The following is a 19,749-nucleotide window of genomic DNA, read 5'->3' as shown; positions in this document are numbered from 1 at the left end:
GCGGGTGGCGCGCTGCGATAAATCGTTTCGGGGTCATTCCGCGGGATAACGCGGCCAATGGTGACGCAGCGGCGTCAGTTCACAGCAAGATATGCGCGATCTACATTGGCGGCAGTCCTGAAGTCCCATCAGTATTGAGGCGGCATAGCATACAATATTTCGCGGAGGGGGGAAATCGTCGGATGGCCGGGCTTGTAGGGTGCGCATTCATGCGCACCAGGGAGCGTCCAGGTCAGCATAAATGCTGACCCTACGTGTTTCAGCCCAGAACCCGCACCGCCGCCGCTTTAAAGATCTTCACGCCAATCTCCAGCGAACTCAGCTCAAAACGCATATCAGGATGATGCAGGCCCGGCACCAGATTGGTTCCCAGTCCCCAGAAACCGGCTTTCAGCTGCGGATTTTTCACCGGATAATAAAAGAAATCTTCGCTGCCCGGCGTGGTTTTGGTCTCCAGCAGCCCCGCTTCGCCCAGCACATCAACAATCGCCGCGCGAATCACCGCGGTAGCTTCCTCATGGATCTCCGCGGCAGGCATCTCTTTCAACACCACCACATCGGCCGTGGCGCCCAGCGCCGCCACGCTGTGCTGAATCGCCAGCGTCACCTTCTCTTTCAGCAAGTCCATCGGCGCGTTTTCCTGCGACCGCAGATCCCACACCACGCGCGCCTCATCCGGTACCGAGTTGGTGACACCGGCATCGCACAGGAAGCGCGTCGCTTTGACGCTCCAGGTTAATCCCGGCGGCAGATGGATGGCGTTCACCGCCTGCACCGCTTGCACTGCCGCATCCAACGCGTTGACGCCCAAATGTGGCCGCGCCGCATGCGCGGGAGCCCCTTTAATGGTGGCTTCCAGCGTGCTGCAGGCAGAATAGATCACCGCCGGCGTCGCCTGTCCCACATGGCACTCTTCCAGCGGACGCACGTGAAAGCCGAGGATCATCTCCACGTCATCAAGCGCGCCGCCCTCAATCATCGCCAGCGCACCGGCCCCCAGCTCTTCCGCGGGCTGGAACAGCAGCTTCAGCCGCCCTTTCTTGATTGCCCCCTCTTTCAGCAGCTCCTGCGCCGCCGTTAGCACCACCGACGAATGCCCATCGTGGCCGCAGGTATGACGCGCGCAGGGCACGCCATCAATAATATGACCTAGCGCATCCATGTCCGCCCGCAGCGCCAGCACCGGGCCGGGCACGCCGCTGTCAATTTCCGCCACGATACCGGTCGTGTTATTGATACCGCGCGTGACCTTCATGCCAGCGCTTTCCAGCTGGTCGGCAATATAAGCTGAGGTTTTAAATTCCTGAAAACCCAACTCGGGGATTTCATGCAGAAAATGGTAATGCTCTAAGACATTCGACACCGCTAAGCTCCTGACAAGTAAAGGCAAGCCCCAGCATCGCCCGATGTGCCGCTATAATCAATCCAGCGTGAATGAAAATTAGTCAAAACTGAGAACTCTTCGCATTCAACAAGTGGAATAATTCCATTTACAATCAATAAGATAAACTCAACCTTTTTACGGAAAACCCTTCACAAAAAAGTATAGATTGATGCATAATTCATCGCACTTCACCTGATAAATTAAAAAGGAATCAGCCATGTTAACTGCTGAAATGACCTCTCGTTTAAACGACCAACTGAACCTGGAATTCTTTTCTGCCAACCTGTATCTGCAGATGAGCGCCTGGTGCAGCGATAAAGGCTATGAAGGTGCCGCTTCATTCCTGAAAATGCATTCACGCGAAGAGATGCAGCACATGCAAAAGCTGTTCGATTACGTTAGCGATGCAGGTGCCCTTCCGGTTCTGGGCAGCATTGCTGCACCGGCAATTAGCTGGACCTCGTTGAATGATGTGCTGGAAGAAGCGCTGAAGCATGAGCAGCTGATCACCAAAAAAATCAATGAGCTGGTGCATTCGGCATTAACCACGCAGGATTACTCAACCTTCAACTTCCTGCAGTGGTACGTGGCAGAGCAGCATGAAGAAGAGAAGCTGTTCAAAACCGTGCTGGATAAACTGGCGCTGGTGGGCAATAAAGGCGAAGGCCTGTTCCTGGTGGACAAAGATCTCGGCCACATGTCCGTTGACGGCCACGGCGCATAAAAAAAAAAGATTACACACAGCAAAACCGCTAACGCCCGACATGTCGGGCGTTTTTTTATAGCTTCGCAGGGAAGATTGTAAGGTCGCCATTCATGGCGACCAGGATAATTAATCCAACGCTTTCAAACGCAATTCCGATGGCTGTGGACGCCCAAAGAAATAGCCCTGGAACAACGTACAGCCCTCTTCGCGCAGCTTGGCAAACTGCTCGCTGCTCTCTACACCTTCGGCGGTGATCTGAATATCGAGACTGCGGCTCATGCCGGTAATGGCGCGGATAATCGCCAGCGCTTCGCGGCTATCGCCCATATCGTTGATGAACGACTTATCGATTTTGATCTTGTCGAACGGGAACGATCGCAAATAGCTCAGCGATGAATAGCCGGTGCCAAAATCATCGAGCGCAATCTGCACGCCGAGGGTTTTCAGGCTTTGCAGCGTGCGGATATTACCGAGCGTATCGTCCAGCAGCACCGATTCGGTGATCTCCACCTCCAGCCGATGCGGCGCAAGCCCTGATTCCCGCAGCGCGCCTTCGACCACCGAAACCAGCGAGCTGTTCTTGAACTGCAGCGGTGACAAATTCACCGAGACCGATTGCTCCGTACCCCAGCTCTGCGCTTCGCGGCAGGCTTCATACAGCGCATACGCGCCGAGCATATGGATCAAGCCGGTCTCTTCGGCGATGGGGATAAAATCATTCGGCATGATCAGCCCCTTAATCGGGTGATGCCAGCGCATCAGCGCTTCATAGCCAATAATGCCGTTCTCATCGGTGATCGGCTGGTAATAGAGCTTAAGCTGGCGGCCAGTAATGGCTTCACGCAGATCGTTCTCGATCACACGACGGCTGCGCGCCAGATCGTCCATCGCCAGCGTGAAGTGTTCAAAGCGGTTGCGGCCATTGCGCTTGGCTTCGTACAGCGCCATATCGGCGCAGCGCAGCATATGTTCGGGGGTATTGGTGGTTTGTGACGTCAGCGCAATTCCCACGCTTAAGCCCACCGACAAATTATGCCCTTCAATGTTCACCGGTGGACGAATCGCTTCTATGAGCCGCTGCGCCACCATCGCCGCTTCATCCGCACCGCGAACATTCGGTAGCACAATGGCAAACTCATCGCCCCCAATGCGTGCCAATGTATCGTGATCGCGCAGGGCGCTGCGCAGGCGTTTCGCCACCACGCGCAACAGATCGTCACCAATCTGGTGGCCCAGCGCATCATTCACATTCTTGAAGTTGTCGAGATCGAGACAGAGCGTCGCGCTGATGTGCTTGTTCTGGCTATCAACCCGCAGCGCTTCGCTCAGCTTCTGGCGGAACAGCACGCGGTTTGGCAGGCTGGTGAGGTTATCGTGGTGCGCCATATGGCGGATACGCGCATCCGCTTCGCGCTGATCCGTTACGTCTTCCACAATCAGCATCACGTAGTTTTGACGCATATCCTTGCCGCTGATGGTGGTAGCGCGGGTATGCAGAATGCGCTCGCCGCCGGCGGTTAGCAGCAGCTGTTCCCGTGAATGAATACCTTCGCTGCGCAACGCCACATCCGCCAGGCTGTTGAAGTAATCCCCCAGCTCCGGCGACATACATTCGTGCGGGCGTTTATGCATGATCAGCGCTTTGTTGATGCCAAACAGCTGCTCGGCTTTGTCATTTACCATCAAAATTTCACGGCTGATGGCGTCTTCAACAATCACACAAGAGGGAATATTACTGATGATGGTGTCGAGAAAGCCGGATAACTCCGACATTTTCGCGCTCTGCGTCTGCGCCAAATCCCGCGCGCGCAGCAGCTTTTGCTCATTCTCACGACGCTCGGTCACGTCGCGGGTAATTTTGGCGAAGCCAATCAGTTTGCCGGTTTCATCGCTAATCGCTTCGATAACCACGTGCGCCCAGAAGGCGGAACCGTCTTTACGGTAGCGCCAGCCTTCATCTTCAAAACGCCCGGTTTTCAACGCAATCCCGAGATTCGCTTCAGGCGCATTGGCATTGCGCTCGGCTGAACTGTAAAACACCGAGAAGTGTTGGCCAATAATCTCATCGGCAACATAGCCTTTGGCACGCTGTGCACCGCTATTCCAGTTCACCACTCGGCCCTGCACATCCAGCATATAAATGGCGTAATCGCGCACGCCCTCAACCAATAGGCGGAAGTTTTTCTCTTGCTCCTGCTGTTTGCGCAGTAGCGCCTGCTGCTCGGTACAGTCGCGGGTGATTTTAGCGTAGCCGATCAGCTTGCCGGCATCATCACGAATTGCGTCAATGATGACGTGCGCCCAAAAGGCGCTGCCGTCTTTGCGATAACGGTAACCTTCATCCTCAAATCGACCGGTTTTAAACGCGGTGCTGAGGTTCTTCTCCGGGATGTGATTGAGGCGATCCTGCGCACTGTAGAAGCGCGAGAAGTGCTGCCCAACGATCTCTTCCGCCACGTAGCCTTTTGCGCGCTGTGCGCCTACGTTCCAATTTTCAACGTTGCCGTCCAAATCGAGCATGTAGATGGCGTAATCGCTAACGCCCTCCACCAGCATACGAAAACGCTGCTCCTGTTCCCGCTGTTTCCGCTGTAATGCCTGTTGTTCGGTGCAGTCGCGGGTGATTTTGGCGAAGCCCAATAGCTCACCGTACTCATCACGAATGGCGTCAATCACCACGTGTGCCCAAAACGCGCTGCCGTCTTTACGATAGCGCCAACCTTCGGTTTCGAAACGTCCCGTCGCTGTAGCGATGGAAAGCCCACGCTGCGGTGCGCCGTTCTTACGATCGTCTTCGCTGTAGAACAGCGCAAAATTCTTCCCAACAATCTCGTCGGGCGTGTAGCCCTTGGCGCGTTCGGCCCCGGTGTTCCAGTTCGCCACGGTGCCATCGGGTTTGAGCATGTAAATGGCGTAATCCACTACGCTCTGCACCAGGAGTCGGTACATGACGTCAGAGTTATTATTCATTGTTATTCGCCTATTGCTGGCCTGGTGTTATGCAGAATTTTTAAGAAAATTCTTAATTATCATGCAGACTTAAGCGCAAATACGCAGCGCTGACAAGCGCTATTCGCCCACAGACAAATGTTGGTAGGTAGATTATCGGCAGTGGCGAGAAAATGTTCAGCGGGATACTTAACCATTCATCATGCGTTGACGGAAACGCCCGTTACGCTTGCCAGGGAAGAACGCCTTGCGGCAGGCGTCGCGCCAGATAGGTGGCGAGCGTCATCAATAAGCAAACCACAACAATCATCAGGCAGCCCACTGCCGCCGCCAGCGAAGCCGATCCGCCTTCGTCAAGAAACACAATGGTAGGTCCAATGGTTTGGGTTTGCGAAGTGACCAGCAATATCGAGACCTGAATTTCATTCAGGGCGGTGAGAAAGACCAGCACGCTGCCCGCCAGCGCGGCGGGCGCAGCCAAAGGCAGCAGAATATCGCGCATGCGCCGCATAAAGCCGGCACCGCACAAACGTGCCGCTTCATCCAGCGCCGGCTCCAGCTGTGCGAATCCGGCCAGCGTCGGACGCAGCACCAGCGCGAGGAAGTTTGCCAGATAGGCGGCGAGGATGATCCACACCGTGCCGTACAGCGAAACGTTGACGATCGGCAGCGGGCGCAGGAAGAACAGCATCGCCGCCACGCCGGTCACAATTCCCGGCAGCGCGTAGGTGAGTTCACTCGCCAGCCACAGGCCGCGCACCAGTTTTGTACGACGCCAGCTAAGGAAGTAAGCGAGGAATAACGCGCAAACCGTCAGAATCAGCGCCGCTAGCGTGGTCAATCCCAGACTGGTGAGGAAAGCCTGACGCACAGCCGGATAGCCCCACAAGGCGGCGCGGAAGTTTTCCAGCGTCAGCGTTTGCCAGGTCAGCGCCTGGCCAAAGCCGCGGGTTAACGCCGTGATAAGCAAGGCACTGAGCGGTAAAAGTAGCGTCAATGCCATCCACCACCACGCCAGCGCTTCAATAGCCACACGGGCGCGCCCCAGCGATTGCTGCCACAGGCGCGGTGCGCCGTTAACGCGCACATCATGCCGCCCGCCCAGCCACGCGCTGGCCGCCATGCCCGCCAGCGTAATCGCCGCGATCAGCAAGGCGTATACCGCCGTATTCGGCAGCGCACTCGGGCCAATACCATTGAGCTGCTGATACACTAGCGTGATAAGCGTTGGCACGCGCGCCGGAATGCCGAGCAGGGCCTGAATACCAAAATTGCCTGCTGCGGCAACAAAAGTGAGGGCGGCACCGGCAAAAATCGCCGGCCGTGCCAGCGGCAAAATAACGGTGAATAACACACGCAGGCGCGTCGCCCCGCTCGCCTGCGCCGCTTCGACTAAGTCTGCCGGTAAACGGCGCAAACCGGCGCGCACGGTGAGAAACACCAGCGGCGCATTGTGCGTCCCCAGCAGTAGCACAATGCCGGTAAGGGAATAGAGCGGTTGTTCACCCGGCGCAAACCACGGCAGCCCCATCGTGGCACACAGCAGCGCCAGCGGACTGCCCGGTGCCAGCGCCTGTAGCCAGGCCAGCGCCGTGACCTGCGGCGGAATCATCAGCGGCAGAATAAAGGCAAATACCCACGCGGTTTTGCCGCGCAGGTTGCTGAGCGCCACCAGCCAGGCGGCGGCGGTGCCCAGCACCACGGAAATCAAGGTGGAGCTGAGTGCGATAAGCAACGTGTTGCCGCTGGCGATAAGCACGCGATCGCTGGTCAGCAGACGCGCTAACCGCGCCATGTCCGGCACGCCGGCAGGCGCGATAGCGGTCCATACCAGCCGCAGCAGTGGCGCGACCGACAGTAAACCAATCAGCACTACCATCAGCGCCAGAACCAGGCGTTCGCTGTTAACGCGTTTACCGCCGCGCGCCGCGCTGCGCCATTCGTTGCTGACCACGCTCATGCTTAGCCGCCGAACAGGGCGGTGAATTGATCGCGCACCGCGGCGTCTTCTTTAATCGCTTTCGCGACGTCAGGCGACAGCAGCTTGATCTGGTCGATCGGCGTGAAGCCTGCTGGCGCCGCAACGCGATCGTCCACCGGACGGTTGCCCTGTTCGACCACGAGTTTCTGGCCCGGCTCCGACAGCATAAAGTTCACAAACGCCTTGGCGGCAGGCAGATTATGCACCGACTTCATGATGGCTACCGGCTCGGTCACATAGGAAACGCCTTCTTTCGGATAGACCAGGTCAACCGGGGAGCCTTTTTTCTTCGCCAGAATCACGTCGGCATCGGTGATGATGCCGTATTTATCCAGCCCGCTGGCGACGGCTTTCAGCGCCGGGCCGTTACCGCCCTGCGGCGCCACGCCAATCGCCGCAAGCTGCTTATAGAAGTTCCAGCCAATGGACGGCGTGTTGATGTCGGTGTGCAGCTTGTAGAGCGCCGCGCCGGAATAGAGCGGGCTAGGCACCGCAATCTGCCCCTTGTTGGCTTCAACCGCCAACGCGTTCCAGCTATCAATCGGCTGCGCGTGCTGCGTGTTATAGGCAATCACCGTGGCGATGATTTTGGTGCCAAAAAAGGTTTTATCTTTATCGTAAAACGCCGGATTGATATGGCTGAGTGGCGCGTCGCTGTAGCGGTAGAGCTGGTTTTCATTCTTGAGCGCGCCAAGGTTAATGGCATCGGCAATCAGCAGTACATCGGGCTTCGCCTGGCCGCTCATCATCTCGGTGCGCAGCACATTCATCAATTGCGTGGTGCCGTTACGCGTCCACTCCACCTGCACATTCGGATAAGCTGCTCTGAATGCATCCATGGTCTGCTGAGCAATTTCCGGTGCCTGCGAGGTGTAAACCACCAGCTTTCCCGCTGGCGCGTCGTCGGCATGGCTGACGGCTGAAACGAGTAATCCGGCTAACATCAAAACGTTAAATGACGTACGCATAGCATTTCCCTGAGTTGATAACGATTAAGAAGGCAGAATCCAACCGTCGCGCAGCGCCACACCCAGCGTAGCGTCGACAACGGGTAAAGGTGGCCCATCCAGCAGCAACGTGATGCGGGTTTCAGGTGCCGCCAGCGGCGTGACAATCAGCTGATAATGGCCGCCGCGATAAATCACCCGCTGCACCTGGGCGGCAAACTGCGGTTCGCCAGGCTGCGCCAGGCGGAAGTCCACCGCATGAAAACTGGCTTGCCCGTGCGGCTGCGGGCGCTGCTCAGGCGCGCAGCGTAATGACACGCGCAAACCGCACAGCGTGGCCTGCGCGCGGCCTGCGCCGAACGGTTCGATGTCGTGGATGGGCAGCACTTTGCCGTCATCAATAAAGCGGGCAACCATCTCATTCGCCGGTTCACGCCACAGCGTGTGCGGCGTGGCAAACTGCATCACGCGTCCGCCATCCATCACCACGATGCGGTCGGCCAGCGCCATGGCTTCATGCTGATCGTGAGTGATATAAAGCAAAGTCGCGTGGCTGTGATGGTGGAAGCGGCGGAACTCCTCTTCCATTGTGGCGCGCAGGTGCACATCAAGATTCGCCAGCGGTTCGTCGAGCAATACCAGCGTTGGCTGCGCGACCAGACAACGCGCCAGCGCCACACGCTGACGCTGGCCACCGGAGAGATCGGCGGGACGACGCGTGGCAAAATCCTGCAATCCCACCAGTTCCAGTGCCTGCTCGGTGCGGCGTTCGCGTTCTGCACGCGCCACGCCATTGACTTTCAGGCTGTAGGCGACATTTTCCGCAACCGTCATATGCGGCCACAGCGCGTAGCTTTGGAATACCACGCCAAGCTGACGATCTTCCGGCGGCACGTGCACGCCCGGAGCCGCAAAGCAGCGATTGCCAACGTGGATTTCCCCGGCATCGGCGGTTTCAAATCCGGCCAGCAGGCGCAGTAACGTGGTTTTGCCGCAGCCCGACGGGCCTAATACGGCGATGAATTCTCCCTGCGCAATCTGCAGCGAGATATCTTGCAACACCGGCTGCGCCGCAAAGGATTTGCACAGCCCGCGCAGTATGATTGATGCCATGTTTCGGGCCTTTCTTAATCAGTCCGGCTAAGACCCTACGACACTGTGATGACGATTCCATGACATTGAGCCTGGTCGCCATAAATGGCGACCCTACATAAACATACGATCCCCGCCACCTCGCCGTAGGGTCGCCATTTATGGCGACCAATTCACAGATGCATCCCGATATAACGCTCATAGCGCGCGGGCTTCACCCGGGTGAGATCCACCAGCACTAACCCATCAATACAGTGGTTAAAATCGGGGTCGCTGCCGAAATCGATAAACTGCACGCCGCCCGGTTCGCATACCTCCGAATACTGTTTGTACAGCGTGGGAATAGCGGTGCCGAGGTTGGCCAGCAGGTGTTTAAGGCGTCGCAAATCTTCGCTGTAATTATCGCCGGTGAACTGCGCCAGCACTTCCGGCAGCGATGCTGGATAGGGGCGACGCGAGGTTGCCAGCGGCAGTTCGGTAGGGAAATAGAGACGATAGAACGCCACCAGCAAATCGCGCGCCGCCAGCGGCATCCCGCCGGAGATCGATACCGGGCCGAACAGATAGCGGGTTTCGGGATATTTGGCGATATAGGCGCCAATCCCCATCCACAGATAATCAAGGCCGCGTTTCCCCCAGTAAGCGGGTTGAATAAAACTGCGGCCCAGCTCGAGACCTTGATGGATGATCGGCAGCATACGCTCGTCGTAGTGGAACAGGCTGTCGCTGTAAATGCCCTCCAGTCCGCGACGCGCCAGCTGCTCGGCGCCCGGAATAAAGCGATAGGCACCGACAATTTCCAGTTCATCGTCATCCCACAAAATCAGGTGATAATAATCATCATCGTATTTGTCGAGATCGCGACGGCGCCCGCTGCCCTCGCCGACCGCGCGGAACGCCACTTCCCGTAAACGGCCCAGCTCGCGCAGCAGCGGTACCCAACTCGCGCCATTACGTCGCCACAGGTAGATCTGTTTGCCATCCGGCAGCGTGCCGAGTCGTTCGCCCTCCAGCAGCGCTTTTTTCAGCTCGGCACGATCTTCCGGGCGGGCAATCGCCGCTGCGGTCTGGAACAGGCCGCGTCGCCCCTGCCCGATGCGATACAGATGCTTACGCAGCCGCTTCGCCAGCTCTTTGCCGGGCGTATGGCCATCATGCCAATGCGCAAAGGGGATCTGCTCGCCGATATGCAGCTTGATGCGCGCGCCGCGCTGACGAAACATCTCACGTACCAGCATCAGCAACGCCAGCGGTGCGGCAATTTTCGCTGCTGCGTAAAATGCCAGGCTGTTACGCCCCACCACATGCACCGGTACGATAGGCGCGCGCGCGCGCGCGGCGAGACGCAGAAAGCTGTGATGCCAGTGACGATCGCGCACGCCTCGACTGGTAAGCCGCGAGACTTCACCCGCCGGGAAGATGATCAGTACACCCTGATTATCAAGATGCTGCTGCATGCGCGTGAACTGTTCGCGGCTAGTGCGGTTGCCCATGTTATCCACCGGCAGCATCATGTTGTTGATCGGTTCCAGCATCATCAACATGCGGTTGGCCACGATCTTCACATCGCGCCGCACCTGCGAAACGGCCGCCAGCAGGGCTAATCCATCCAGGGCGCCCAGCGGATGATTAGCGACAATCACCACCGGGCCACGCGTGGGGATTTGTTCCAGATCGCGCTCGCTCAGTTCACAACGCACATCCAGGTGCTCCAGCACTTGCTCCACCATATCCACGCCTTTGAGGTGGCGATAGCGGGCAGCAAATGCCTGGAATTCATGTTCGCGAACCGCCCATTTCAGCGCGTTTTTTTGCCAGTTCGCGGGTTGGTGACCGGGCCAGTACGTATCGAGAAGCTGATCAACTGAAAACATTATTCACCTTTTTATGCGCAGCGATTAATCGCTTCGACGTTAAAACGGCTTGTTTTCAGATTTATGACCGGGATGCACTAACCGAGGAAAAAATCAGAAGGGGCAAACGCGGCGAGGCGTCTGCCATTCAGGCTACAGCTGCAGGGGGGGCAACTGCGAAAACACGCTCAATAAGCCTTTGCTCCACAGCTGACGAATCTGTGAAAAATAGGGGTGTTGCTCGGTGATGTGATACTGCTGGTTATCGCTGAAACTGTCGGTGTGATACACCATCACATCCAGCGGCAGGCCCACGGAAATATTACTGGCGAGCGTCGAATCCATTGAGATCAGCGCACACTGCATGGCCTGGCTAAGCGGCGTTTCATAACGCAGCACGCGATCGATAATCGGTTTGCCATATTTGCTCTCGCCAATCTGGAAATAAGGCGTGTCGACGCTGGCCTCAATGAAATTACCCTGCGGATAGATCTGGAACAGACGCGGCTCCTCGCCACGAATCTGGCCGCCCAACAGCAGCGTGCCGCCAAACTCTTCGCCATCGCGTTTGATCACCTCCCGCAGCGTTTCCCCCACCATCAGCGCAATGTCATACAGCGATCGCCCATTGAGCAAATTGGGCTGTTCGCTATCGCCGTTGTTACGTCGCAGCAGGCTGAGTACGCTCTGCGTGGTGGCCAGATTGCCTGCGCTTTGCAGCACCAGCGTGCGTTCATCATCCACCTGAAAAACATGCAGTTTACGGAACGAGGAGATATGATCAACGCCCGCATTGGTGCGCGAATCGGAGACAAAAATCATCCCTGACGATAAACGCATTGCCACACAATAAGTCATAGTCGTGCCTATTCAGATTGCTACTGCGCATGCACCTGCAGCACCGCAGCCACCGCCAGCATATCTTCACCGCCGCCGCCCAGCCGCATACCGCGCACCGGACATGCATCGAGATAATCCACGCCAACCGCCAGCCGCAAATGCTGACGCGTACTGCGGGTATTATTGGTGATATCAAAGCTGTGCCAACTGCCATCCAGCCAGGCTTCAACCCAGGCATGAGTGGCGACGTGCTCAACGTTTTCAGTATAGAGATAGCCGCTGACATAGCGCGCCGGAATGCCAAGGCTGCGACAGCAGGCGAGAAAAACGTGGCTGTGATCCTGGCAAACACCGCTGCCGGCAGCAAATACTTTCGCTGCGGCATCTGTTACCTGAGTGCTGCCAGGACGATACGGCATTTTCAGCAGCAGTTCGTCCATGAGCTTTTCCAGGCTGGCCAGCGGCTTCTCTGGCCGCCAGTAGCGCTGAGCAAAATCGCGAATCTCGCCGTTGGGCTGGGTTAACGGCGTTGAGCGCAGAAACACCAGCGGCGATAGCGCGCATTCCGGATCGGGTGCCCACTCGCCGTCATCGAGGATCTCCACCACCCCGCGCGCTGCGATAGCCAATTGCTGATGCGGCGTATCCAGCGTCAGCACATGCATCACATTGCCGTAGGCATCTTCTGTACGCGTGGCGGCACACGGCAGCTCCAAATCCCACGAGATAATCTGCTGATGCACCGAGTTTTGCGGCGTCAGGCGCAGATACTGGGTGCTGAGTTTTACCTGCTGCTCGTAGGCGTAGCTGGTTTTATGCTCAATGTTCAGTCTCATTTCGCCTCCAGATAGGTGTGATTAATACTCTCGGCCAGCGCGTTAAGACGCGTGAGGAAGTGATTGAGCCAGCGATCTAACCCTTCGTGCGTCAGGCTTTCCCACGTGCTGAAACGCATCTCCGCCAGTAGCACGGTGATCAGATAACGTGGACGATCTTCGCCGCTGCTGCCGATCTGCTCCAGCTGGGTAGCGATCTCATCAATGCAGGAGTGCAGCGATCGCGGACTTTCGCTGCGCAGGATCAGCATCTCGTTCACCAGATCGGGAAACAGCTGCTGCTTAAAGATAGCGTTATAGGCTTCGCGCGCTGAGACTGCACGCAGCAGGGTATCGAGACAATAATATTCGCGTACCGAATCCGACTGCTGCTCCAGCAGCTGCTGATTCACACTCAGCAAACGCGCGGTGCCATCGCTGCGCTCCATCAGGGTGCCGATACGGATAAAACACATGGCATCGCCGCGCAGCAAAGTGCCGAACATCGCGCCGCGAAACAGGTGCGAGCGCTCTTTAACCCAATCAAAAAAGGTATCGGCATTGGCGCTGGTAATACCGCGTCGTCGCGTATTGCGCATTTCAATCCAGGTGGAATTAATGCTCTCCCACACTTCCGATGACAAACTGCCGCGCACCGCATGCGCGTTGTTCCACGCCTCCTGCCAGCAGCTGAAAATACTGCTCGGATTGCGATCGTCGAGGGCAAAGAAGTTGAACAGCTGCGCCATGGTGAAACGGCCGTTGAGGGTTTCAAACAGCTCGCGTGTGCCGGTAAGATTGAGCGGCAGCAGCAGCTCATCCCCCTGGCTACCGCGCACCGGCATCAACGATAAGCGATTGGTGACGTCTAACACACGAGCGAGTTGTTCCGCGCGCTCCAGATAGCGCGCCATCCAATAAAGACCACTGGCGGTGCGGCTTAGCATGATGCGTCATCCTCCAAAACCCAGGTATCTTTAGTGCCACCGCCCTGCGACGAGTTCACCACCAGCGATCCTTCATTTAACGCTACGCGAGTTAACCCCCCGGGCACCAGCCGAATGTCGGCACCGCACAAGGCAAACGGTCGCAGATCGATATGGCGCGGCGCCAGGCCGTTATCAATAAAGGTTGGGCAAGTGGAGAGCGAAAGCGTGTCCTGCGCGATGTAGTTTTCCGGTCGCGCTTTGAGGCGATCGCGGAAATCACTCAGCTCTTGCTGGCTTGCCACCGGACCAATCAACATGCCGTAACCGCCGGCGCCATGTACCTCTTTCACCACCATTTTGCTGAGGTTAGCAAGCACATAGGTGAGATCCTGCGGTTTACGACACTGCCAGGTGGGCACGTTATTGAGGATCGGATCTTCATCGAGATAGAAGCGGATCATCTCCGGCACATAAGGATAGATCGATTTATCATCGGCAACGCCGGTGCCGATGGCGTTAGCCAGCACCACGTTGCCGGAGCGATACACCGACAGCAGACCGGGCACCCCGAGCATTGAATCAGGACGAAACGCCAGCGGATCGAGGAAGGCATCATCCACGCGACGGTAGATCACATCCACCTTGCACGGCCCGGCGGTGGTGCGCATCATCACCGCGCCGTCCTTCACGAACAGGTCGGCGCTTTCCACCAGCTCCACGCCCATCTGCTGCGCGAGGAAGCTGTGTTCAAAGTAGGCGCTGTTGAAGCGGCCTGGCGTCAGCACCACTACCACCGGATCGTTAACCGGCGAGCTTTCGCGCAGGGTTTGCAGCAGGTGCGAGGGGTAACGCTCTACCGGCGCGATATGCTGTTCGGCGAACAGCTCCGGATAGAGCCGCATCATCATTTTGCGGTTTTCCAGCATGTACGAGACGCCGGACGGCGTGCGCAGATTGTCCTCCAGTACGTAATAGTCGCCATCGTTATTACGCACCATATCCACGCCGACAATGTGCGCATATATGTTGCGATGCAGATCGACTCCCTGCATACAGGGCTGATACTGATCGTTAACCAGCACCTGTTCGGCGGGGACAATTCCGGCTTTAAGGATGTGTTGCTGATGGTAGATATCATGCAGGAAGGCGTTAAGGGCCTGGACGCGCTGGCGGATGCCGCGGTCGAGCATTGCCCATTCTCGCGCAGGTATGATGCGCGGCACGCTGTCGAAGGGAATTAAACGCTCCGCTCCACCATCGTCACCGTATACGTTGAATGTAATGCCCACACGATGAAACAGCAGTTCCGCCTCTTCGCGCTTGCGCGCCACTGCATCGACGTCCGCCTGCTGTAACCATTCCCAGTATTGCTGATAATGAGCGCGGTGTTGGCCATCGCTTAGCAACATCTCATCATAGAAGTGCGATGCTATCTGGTAGCTTTCTTTCATGATTTACCCGGCGCTTGTCAGAGGACCTCACTCTCTCCTGCACAAACTGTGCCAGAGGCTTGCCCCGGCATGGCACACGCGCCGCGCGGACGATTACGGCTGATTTGCACCTTACTGGTGCATCAGCTGCTGCGCGATTGGCAGCCAAATCTCCGTCATCGCGCCATCGCCACCGGTGAAGGGATCGCGATGCGGCAAGGGAACATGCTGGATCTTCTCCTTCGACGCACGTAAACGCGATGGCTCATCACGCACGGTTTCCGGGGACATCCCTTCAGGATAGGCGCCCACGGTGAAAAAATCCTCAGAGGCAAATACCTGCTTATGGCCCACTCCGGCGGGGATCAGCACCGCATCGCCTTCGCGTAGCGTCACCATGCGACCGCTGTCCCCACCAAACAGCACTTCCGCCCAGCCGGCGCCGACGCCTAAGACTTCATGCGTGTTGGGGTGATAATGCGTATAGGGGAAGATCGGCGAGCGCCAGGCAGCGGGCCAGCCGTTGCGGGTAAAGGTTTTTTCAAACCAGGCCGCGCTGTCTGCCGCTTCATCTTCATCCGGCACGATACCGGGCCAGATAATCAGCGGCAGCGGATTGTTAGGCACGCCACCGGACGGCAGCGATAGCATCAAATGTTGCGGATTGCTGGACGATCCAGCGGAAAAGGTGCCGGCGGCGAAAGACATCAGTAACAGCAGGCTGGAGTTGTTGGCAGTCATACTCTTTCTCCGGTTAACCACATGGCTTAATTGTGGCTTACCTCACAGCCATTGCAATGTGCGCCCGCCGACAAAATTCACATAAAAGAATGATTTAGCTAACTAAAGCCAAATTAGTTGGCAACATATTTAACATTTCGTGCCGCCATTCTGCAGTTACCCTAAATGACAATCCTACAAGAGATCCGGCGCTGTTGTAGGGTGCGCATTTATGCGCACCTGGTCGCCATCAATGGCGACCCTACGAGGTTCCGGCGCTGTTGCCGGGTGCGCATTAATGGCGCCCCTGCGAGACTTCCGGCGCTGTCGTAGGGTGCGCATTTATGCGCACCTGGTCGCCATCAATGGCGACACTACGAAAGTTCCGGCGCTGTTGTAGGGTGCGCATTAATGCGCACCAGGCAAATTACAGGCAAAAAAAAGCCGGTGGATTTCGCCACCGGTCGAACCCACAAATGGATTCAAAGGCACTGACAGGTTATCGCAGGCATTTAGCGTTCTGATGTCAGAACGTTAATTGCAGGATGCTCTACTCAAAGAATTGTTTAATCTTCACGCCAATCTTCTTATTAATCTGGCAGACGCGCGCTTCGGTGAGCTCGAGCACCAGCGCAATCTCTTTCAGGCTCATTTCGTGCTGGTAATAGAGGCTGAGAATCAACTGTTCGCGCTCGCTCAGCGAAGCCAGCGCGGTCTTTAGCGTGCGCTGAATGCTAATTTCCTCTTCCAGCGCACGTCCGCTTAACACACTGCTCAGCGCTTCGCCTGCCAGCAGATCGTCAAAACTCTCCATCGCGCTAGCGGATTCCAGCAGCAAATACTCCTGCACCTCTTCCGGACTGAGCTTGAGGTGTCGACGCAACTCTTCTTCGTTCGGCTCGTGGCCGAGACGGCGCGTGAGTGCGCGCACCGCATCATTGATTTTGTGCGTTTTCTGCCGCAGACGTCGCGGACGCCAGTCGTGCAGACGCAGCTGATCCAACACCGCTCCCCGCACGCGCTGTAAAGCGTAACCGGCAAAATGATCGTCAGGACGGCCATAACGACGTAGCGATTCAAGCAGCCCCATAAAGGCAATTTGTTCCAGATCGCCACGATCCATCACCGCATCCGTTTGGGCGGAGAGCTGCCGTACTACGCGCTTCACCAGCGGCTGCCACTGTTGCAGGTAGCGCGTCTCTTCAACAGGCGTCAGTTCGGTGACTTCATTGAATACGCTCATGAAATCTCCTCACGACAAAACCCGTCTGGCGACGGACTTGAACGACTGATAGCGATTTGACGGAGATTTCACTGTATCCGGAGTCGATATAATCAATACATGCTGATGGATATATTTCTCAGGCAGATTCATAGGGAAACCCGCCTGAGAAATAAAGCGACCATCATTATTTTTCTGTATTGCCCCACCGATACTCATAATAAAAAACGTCCTGAACGCCGATTAAAAATCGCGCCTTTATTAATAAAAGCGTTGTCTTATTACGTATGCCAATGCATGCGAGTTAAAAAGATAACAGCCATACTTAACGCTATTAATACGGACTCCGCATCAGCCGCTATTGATAACTAATAGCCACCGTTACCTTTAATGGCGATGAGTATACGCATCAGAATATTCTTAGCTATAAGGTTTAATGAATTAAAATATTAATCAAGCAAAATCAATAATTTGAATAAATTAATTAATAATTAACACCGTTAAAAAAACAATAAATCATTAATTTTCACCATTTTTTGTAATATTGAGAATTGTTTCTATTTTCATGAATGAAGTAATCGGTAACCTAAACACCCACCTTAATAGCGCATACTGCTCAGCAGGTAATAGCCGGATCGAGCAGGTAGCGTGGTTAATTGAGGTGATGCACGCTGATGTGATGGAGATCCACTATTTCCCACGCGTCGATAAAACAGCGTTGCTCTGAACATATCCTCTGTAACCAAACCCTCTCACCGCGCGTCGGCGCCTATTGCGCTATAAGGTCAACGTGCAGAACCAGCCGCCCCTTCAACAACTGTTATAAAAAAACACCGTAAATCTGTCACTAATTCGCTTCACTGTTATGTGCTTTACTGGCAGGTAGTAATAATTAGAGGTGAACAATGGACGCGATCAAACAAATCCTGCTCGACGAAATCGCCACGCTGAACCGTGAGGGACGGCGCGATAATTTGCCGCGCTTTAGCTTTTCCTTCCTGAAAACCCATCCGGGACTCTGGGCCATTATGTACCTGTGCTACGCGCTGTGCGTGGCGCTGATCTTCTCAACCGACATGCTCGGCTGGCCCGCCTTTTGGTTTGCCACTGTGTTTGTGCTGGTGATGAGTGTATTGATGCTGATGGATATCAATCCAAAATATCGCTTCGAAGATATCGATACGCTGGATTTGCGCGTTTGCTATAACGGCGAATGGTATTACGTGCAGCCGGTTTCCCAGCAGGCGCTGGACAAAATTCTTGAGAATCCGCAGACGCCGGATCGCGTGCGCAGCGGCATCGATCGATTGATGAAGCAGAAGGGCGAAGTGGATTTCTACGACGTTTATTATCTGACCTGGGGCCACCAGCAGGCAGCCCTGGTTTAACGATGTAATCCAGCTATCAATTTGCCCAGTGTTTCTACCGCCGCCTCGGCACGTGCATCCCACGGCCAGGCGGTGTTAAAGCGAAAACAGTGGCTAAAGCCCTCGCTGCTGGAAAACAGCTGGCCGGGAGCAATACTGATCCCCTCCTGTAGCGCCAGATGATACAGCTGCGTGGTGTTAATCTGCGCGGGCAGCGTTACCCAGAGAAAATAGCCGCCCGGCGTATCGCTAATCCTTGCCGCTTCCGGCAATACCCGTCGCAGCGCCTGTTGCGCCAGCTGTTTACGTTTTGCCAGCGTCTGACGCAGCTTCTTCAAATGCGCATCGTAGCTACGCGTGCTGAGAAAATCGGCTAACGCCAGCTGCATTGGTGCACTGGTCGATAACGTGCTCATCAGCTGAATACGCTGCACGCGCTGCGCATGCCGACCAGCGGCTACCCAACCGACGCGAAATCCCGCCACCAGATTTTTCGAGAAGCTGCCGCAGTGCAGCACGTTGCCCTCACGATCAAAGGCTTTGGCCGGCAGCGGCTTATCTTGTCCCTCATACAAATCGCTATACACATCGTCTTCGATCATTGCCACGTTATAGCGCGCCAGCAGAGCCACCAGCTGCTGTTTACGCTCTGCGCTCAGGGTGAAACCGAGTGGGTTTTGCCGGTTGGTCATTAACCAGCAGGCTTTCACCGGCCAGCGCTGCAGCGCCTGCTCCAGCTCAGCCAGATCCATGCCGTGTTCAACATCACTGGCGATGGCAATGGCGTTCAGCTTGAGGCGTTCAATGGCCTGCAAAGCGCCATAAAAGGAGGGATTCTCGAGGATGACCCAATCACCGGGTTCGGTAACGGCTTGCAGGCTCAGATTGAGCGCTTCCATCGCGCCGTTGGTGATGACGATATCATCCGGCGATAGCGTAATGCCCTGTTGCGCATAGCGCTGAGCCAGAATTTTACGCAGCGCTTCATTGCCCGGCGGCAAGTTATTCAGCGCATCCGTGGGCTTCAGATTATGGGAGACTTTCACCAACGAGCGCATCAACTGGCGCTGGGGGAACAGTTCAGGATCGGGAAAAGCAGAGCCAAACGGCATGATGGCGGGATTACGCGTGGCCTGCAGCACGTCAAACACAAAGCTGTTGGTATCCGCTTGGTCGGTTTTCGCCACTTCACGGGTGGGCAGACGGGGACGACTTTCTGCGGCGCGCGGCGCCACGTAATAGCCCGATTGCGGCTTCGACACAATCCAGCCCTGGCTTTCCAGCACCTCATACGCGTGCATCACCGTCATCAGGCTCAGCCCGCTCTGCTCAGCCTGCTGGCGTAGCGACGGCAGTTTTTCACCCGGTGGCCAGATACGTGCCTCGATTTGCGTGCGAAGCTGTTCCACCAACTGCTGATATTTCGCCACCCGAACTCCCATGTAGAGGATTTGGCGGCTAGTTTCCCTCACCCTATGCCTCTCCCGCAAGCGGGAGAGGGAAGGAATCGGAGA

The 19,749-nt window shown here is 56.3% G+C and carries 15 protein-coding genes; 2 read left to right on the top strand and 13 right to left on the bottom strand.

Annotated elements, in window-relative coordinates:
* Positions 1-259: 259 nt before the first annotated feature.
* Positions 260-1,363: a M20 peptidase aminoacylase family protein gene (locus CRO19_RS12145; protein ID WP_097096029.1), complete on the bottom strand. Its 1,104-nt coding sequence runs from the start codon at positions 1,361-1,363 to the stop codon at positions 260-262.
* 238 nt (positions 1,364-1,601) lie between these two features.
* Between CRO19_RS12145 and ftnA the strand changes: the two genes are divergently transcribed.
* Complete coding sequence (gene ftnA / locus CRO19_RS12140; RefSeq protein ID WP_097096028.1) at positions 1,602-2,108, top strand: non-heme ferritin; 507 nt, start codon at positions 1,602-1,604, stop codon at positions 2,106-2,108.
* A gap of 108 nt (positions 2,109-2,216) precedes the next feature.
* On the opposite strand, the gene CRO19_RS12135 is transcribed toward ftnA, so the two are convergent.
* The 11 genes from CRO19_RS12135 to CRO19_RS12085 form a co-directional block, all read right to left on the bottom strand.
* Positions 2,217-5,060 carry an EAL domain-containing protein gene (locus tag CRO19_RS12135; protein WP_097096027.1) on the bottom strand — a complete coding sequence of 948 codons (2,844 nt, stop codon included), beginning with the start codon at positions 5,058-5,060 and terminating at the stop codon, positions 2,217-2,219.
* A 202-nt stretch (positions 5,061-5,262) separates the two neighbouring features.
* A complete protein-coding gene (locus CRO19_RS12130; RefSeq protein WP_097096026.1) occupies positions 5,263-6,999 on the bottom strand; it encodes an ABC transporter permease in 1,737 nt (578 codons plus the stop codon).
* Between the two features lie 2 nt (positions 7,000-7,001).
* The gene (locus CRO19_RS12125; protein WP_097096025.1) at positions 7,002-7,988 is read right to left on the bottom strand and encodes an ABC transporter substrate-binding protein; all 987 of its coding nucleotides are present in this window, start codon (positions 7,986-7,988) and stop codon (positions 7,002-7,004) included.
* Between the two features lie 24 nt (positions 7,989-8,012).
* Positions 8,013-9,080: an ABC transporter ATP-binding protein gene (locus CRO19_RS12120; RefSeq protein WP_097096024.1), complete on the bottom strand. Its 1,068-nt coding sequence runs from the start codon at positions 9,078-9,080 to the stop codon at positions 8,013-8,015.
* 152 nt (positions 9,081-9,232) lie between these two features.
* On the bottom strand, positions 9,233-10,933 hold the full coding sequence (olsF, locus tag CRO19_RS12115; RefSeq protein WP_097096023.1) for a bifunctional ornithine lipid synthase OlsF: 1,701 nt from the start codon (positions 10,931-10,933) through the stop codon (positions 9,233-9,235).
* Positions 10,934-11,065: 132 nt separating this feature from the next.
* The gene (locus CRO19_RS12110; RefSeq protein WP_097096022.1) at positions 11,066-11,770 is read right to left on the bottom strand and encodes a proteasome-type protease; all 705 of its coding nucleotides are present in this window, start codon (positions 11,768-11,770) and stop codon (positions 11,066-11,068) included.
* A 20-nt stretch (positions 11,771-11,790) separates the two neighbouring features.
* Entirely contained in the window at positions 11,791-12,588 is a 798-nt protein-coding gene (locus CRO19_RS12105; RefSeq protein WP_097096021.1) for a transglutaminase family protein, read from the bottom strand.
* Positions 12,585-13,514, bottom strand: a complete 930-nt coding sequence (locus tag CRO19_RS12100; RefSeq protein ID WP_097096020.1) for an alpha-E domain-containing protein — start codon at positions 13,512-13,514, stop codon at positions 12,585-12,587. Before CRO19_RS12100 ends, CRO19_RS12105 begins: the two co-directional genes overlap by 4 nt.
* Positions 13,508-14,947, bottom strand: coding sequence for a circularly permuted type 2 ATP-grasp protein (locus tag CRO19_RS12095; RefSeq protein WP_097096019.1), 1,440 nt, complete (start codon positions 14,945-14,947; stop codon positions 13,508-13,510). Before CRO19_RS12095 ends, CRO19_RS12100 begins: the two co-directional genes overlap by 7 nt.
* 111 nt (positions 14,948-15,058) lie before the next feature.
* Positions 15,059-15,667, bottom strand: coding sequence for a hypothetical protein (locus CRO19_RS12090; RefSeq protein WP_097096018.1), 609 nt, complete (start codon positions 15,665-15,667; stop codon positions 15,059-15,061).
* Between the two features lie 529 nt (positions 15,668-16,196).
* The gene (locus CRO19_RS12085; protein WP_097096017.1) at positions 16,197-16,889 is read right to left on the bottom strand and encodes a FliA/WhiG family RNA polymerase sigma factor; all 693 of its coding nucleotides are present in this window, start codon (positions 16,887-16,889) and stop codon (positions 16,197-16,199) included.
* An 884-nt stretch (positions 16,890-17,773) separates the two neighbouring features.
* On the opposite strand from CRO19_RS12085, the gene CRO19_RS12075 reads away from it, so the two are divergent.
* Positions 17,774-18,256 (top strand): YlaC family protein, encoded by a 483-nt coding sequence (locus tag CRO19_RS12075; protein ID WP_097096015.1) that lies wholly within the window; start codon positions 17,774-17,776, stop codon positions 18,254-18,256.
* Here the strand turns inward: CRO19_RS12075 and CRO19_RS12070 are convergent.
* A complete protein-coding gene (locus tag CRO19_RS12070) occupies positions 18,253-19,665 on the bottom strand; it encodes an aminotransferase-like domain-containing protein (protein WP_097096014.1) in 1,413 nt (470 codons plus the stop codon). The genes CRO19_RS12075 and CRO19_RS12070 overlap by 4 nt on opposite strands.
* Positions 19,666-19,749 lie beyond the last annotated feature (84 nt).

The sequence above is a fragment of the Candidatus Pantoea floridensis genome, assembly GCF_900215435.1.
Taxonomy (GTDB): domain Bacteria; phylum Pseudomonadota; class Gammaproteobacteria; order Enterobacterales; family Enterobacteriaceae; genus Pantoea; species Pantoea floridensis.
Note: the sequence above shows the minus strand (reverse complement) of the source record. Positions and strands in the feature narration are given on the sequence as shown.

Coding starts and splice junctions, on each gene's coding strand:
- ftnA (WP_097096028.1), top strand. CDS start 1,602: ATGTTAACTGCTGAAATGACCTCTCGTTTAAACGACCAACTGAACCTG.
- CRO19_RS12135 (WP_097096027.1), bottom strand. CDS start 5,060: ATGAATAATAACTCTGACGTCATGTACCGACTCCTGGTGCAGAGCGTA.
- CRO19_RS12130 (WP_097096026.1), bottom strand. CDS start 6,999: ATGAGCGTGGTCAGCAACGAATGGCGCAGCGCGGCGCGCGGCGGTAAA.
- CRO19_RS12125 (WP_097096025.1), bottom strand. CDS start 7,988: ATGCGTACGTCATTTAACGTTTTGATGTTAGCCGGATTACTCGTTTCA.
- CRO19_RS12120 (WP_097096024.1), bottom strand. CDS start 9,080: ATGGCATCAATCATACTGCGCGGGCTGTGCAAATCCTTTGCGGCGCAG.
- olsF (WP_097096023.1), bottom strand. CDS start 10,933: ATGTTTTCAGTTGATCAGCTTCTCGATACGTACTGGCCCGGTCACCAA.
- CRO19_RS12110 (WP_097096022.1), bottom strand. CDS start 11,770: ATGACTTATTGTGTGGCAATGCGTTTATCGTCAGGGATGATTTTTGTC.
- CRO19_RS12105 (WP_097096021.1), bottom strand. CDS start 12,588: ATGAGACTGAACATTGAGCATAAAACCAGCTACGCCTACGAGCAGCAG.
- CRO19_RS12100 (WP_097096020.1), bottom strand. CDS start 13,514: ATGCTAAGCCGCACCGCCAGTGGTCTTTATTGGATGGCGCGCTATCTG.
- CRO19_RS12095 (WP_097096019.1), bottom strand. CDS start 14,947: ATGAAAGAAAGCTACCAGATAGCATCGCACTTCTATGATGAGATGTTG.
- CRO19_RS12090 (WP_097096018.1), bottom strand. CDS start 15,667: ATGACTGCCAACAACTCCAGCCTGCTGTTACTGATGTCTTTCGCCGCC.
- CRO19_RS12085 (WP_097096017.1), bottom strand. CDS start 16,889: ATGAGCGTATTCAATGAAGTCACCGAACTGACGCCTGTTGAAGAGACG.
- CRO19_RS12075 (WP_097096015.1), top strand. CDS start 17,774: ATGGACGCGATCAAACAAATCCTGCTCGACGAAATCGCCACGCTGAAC.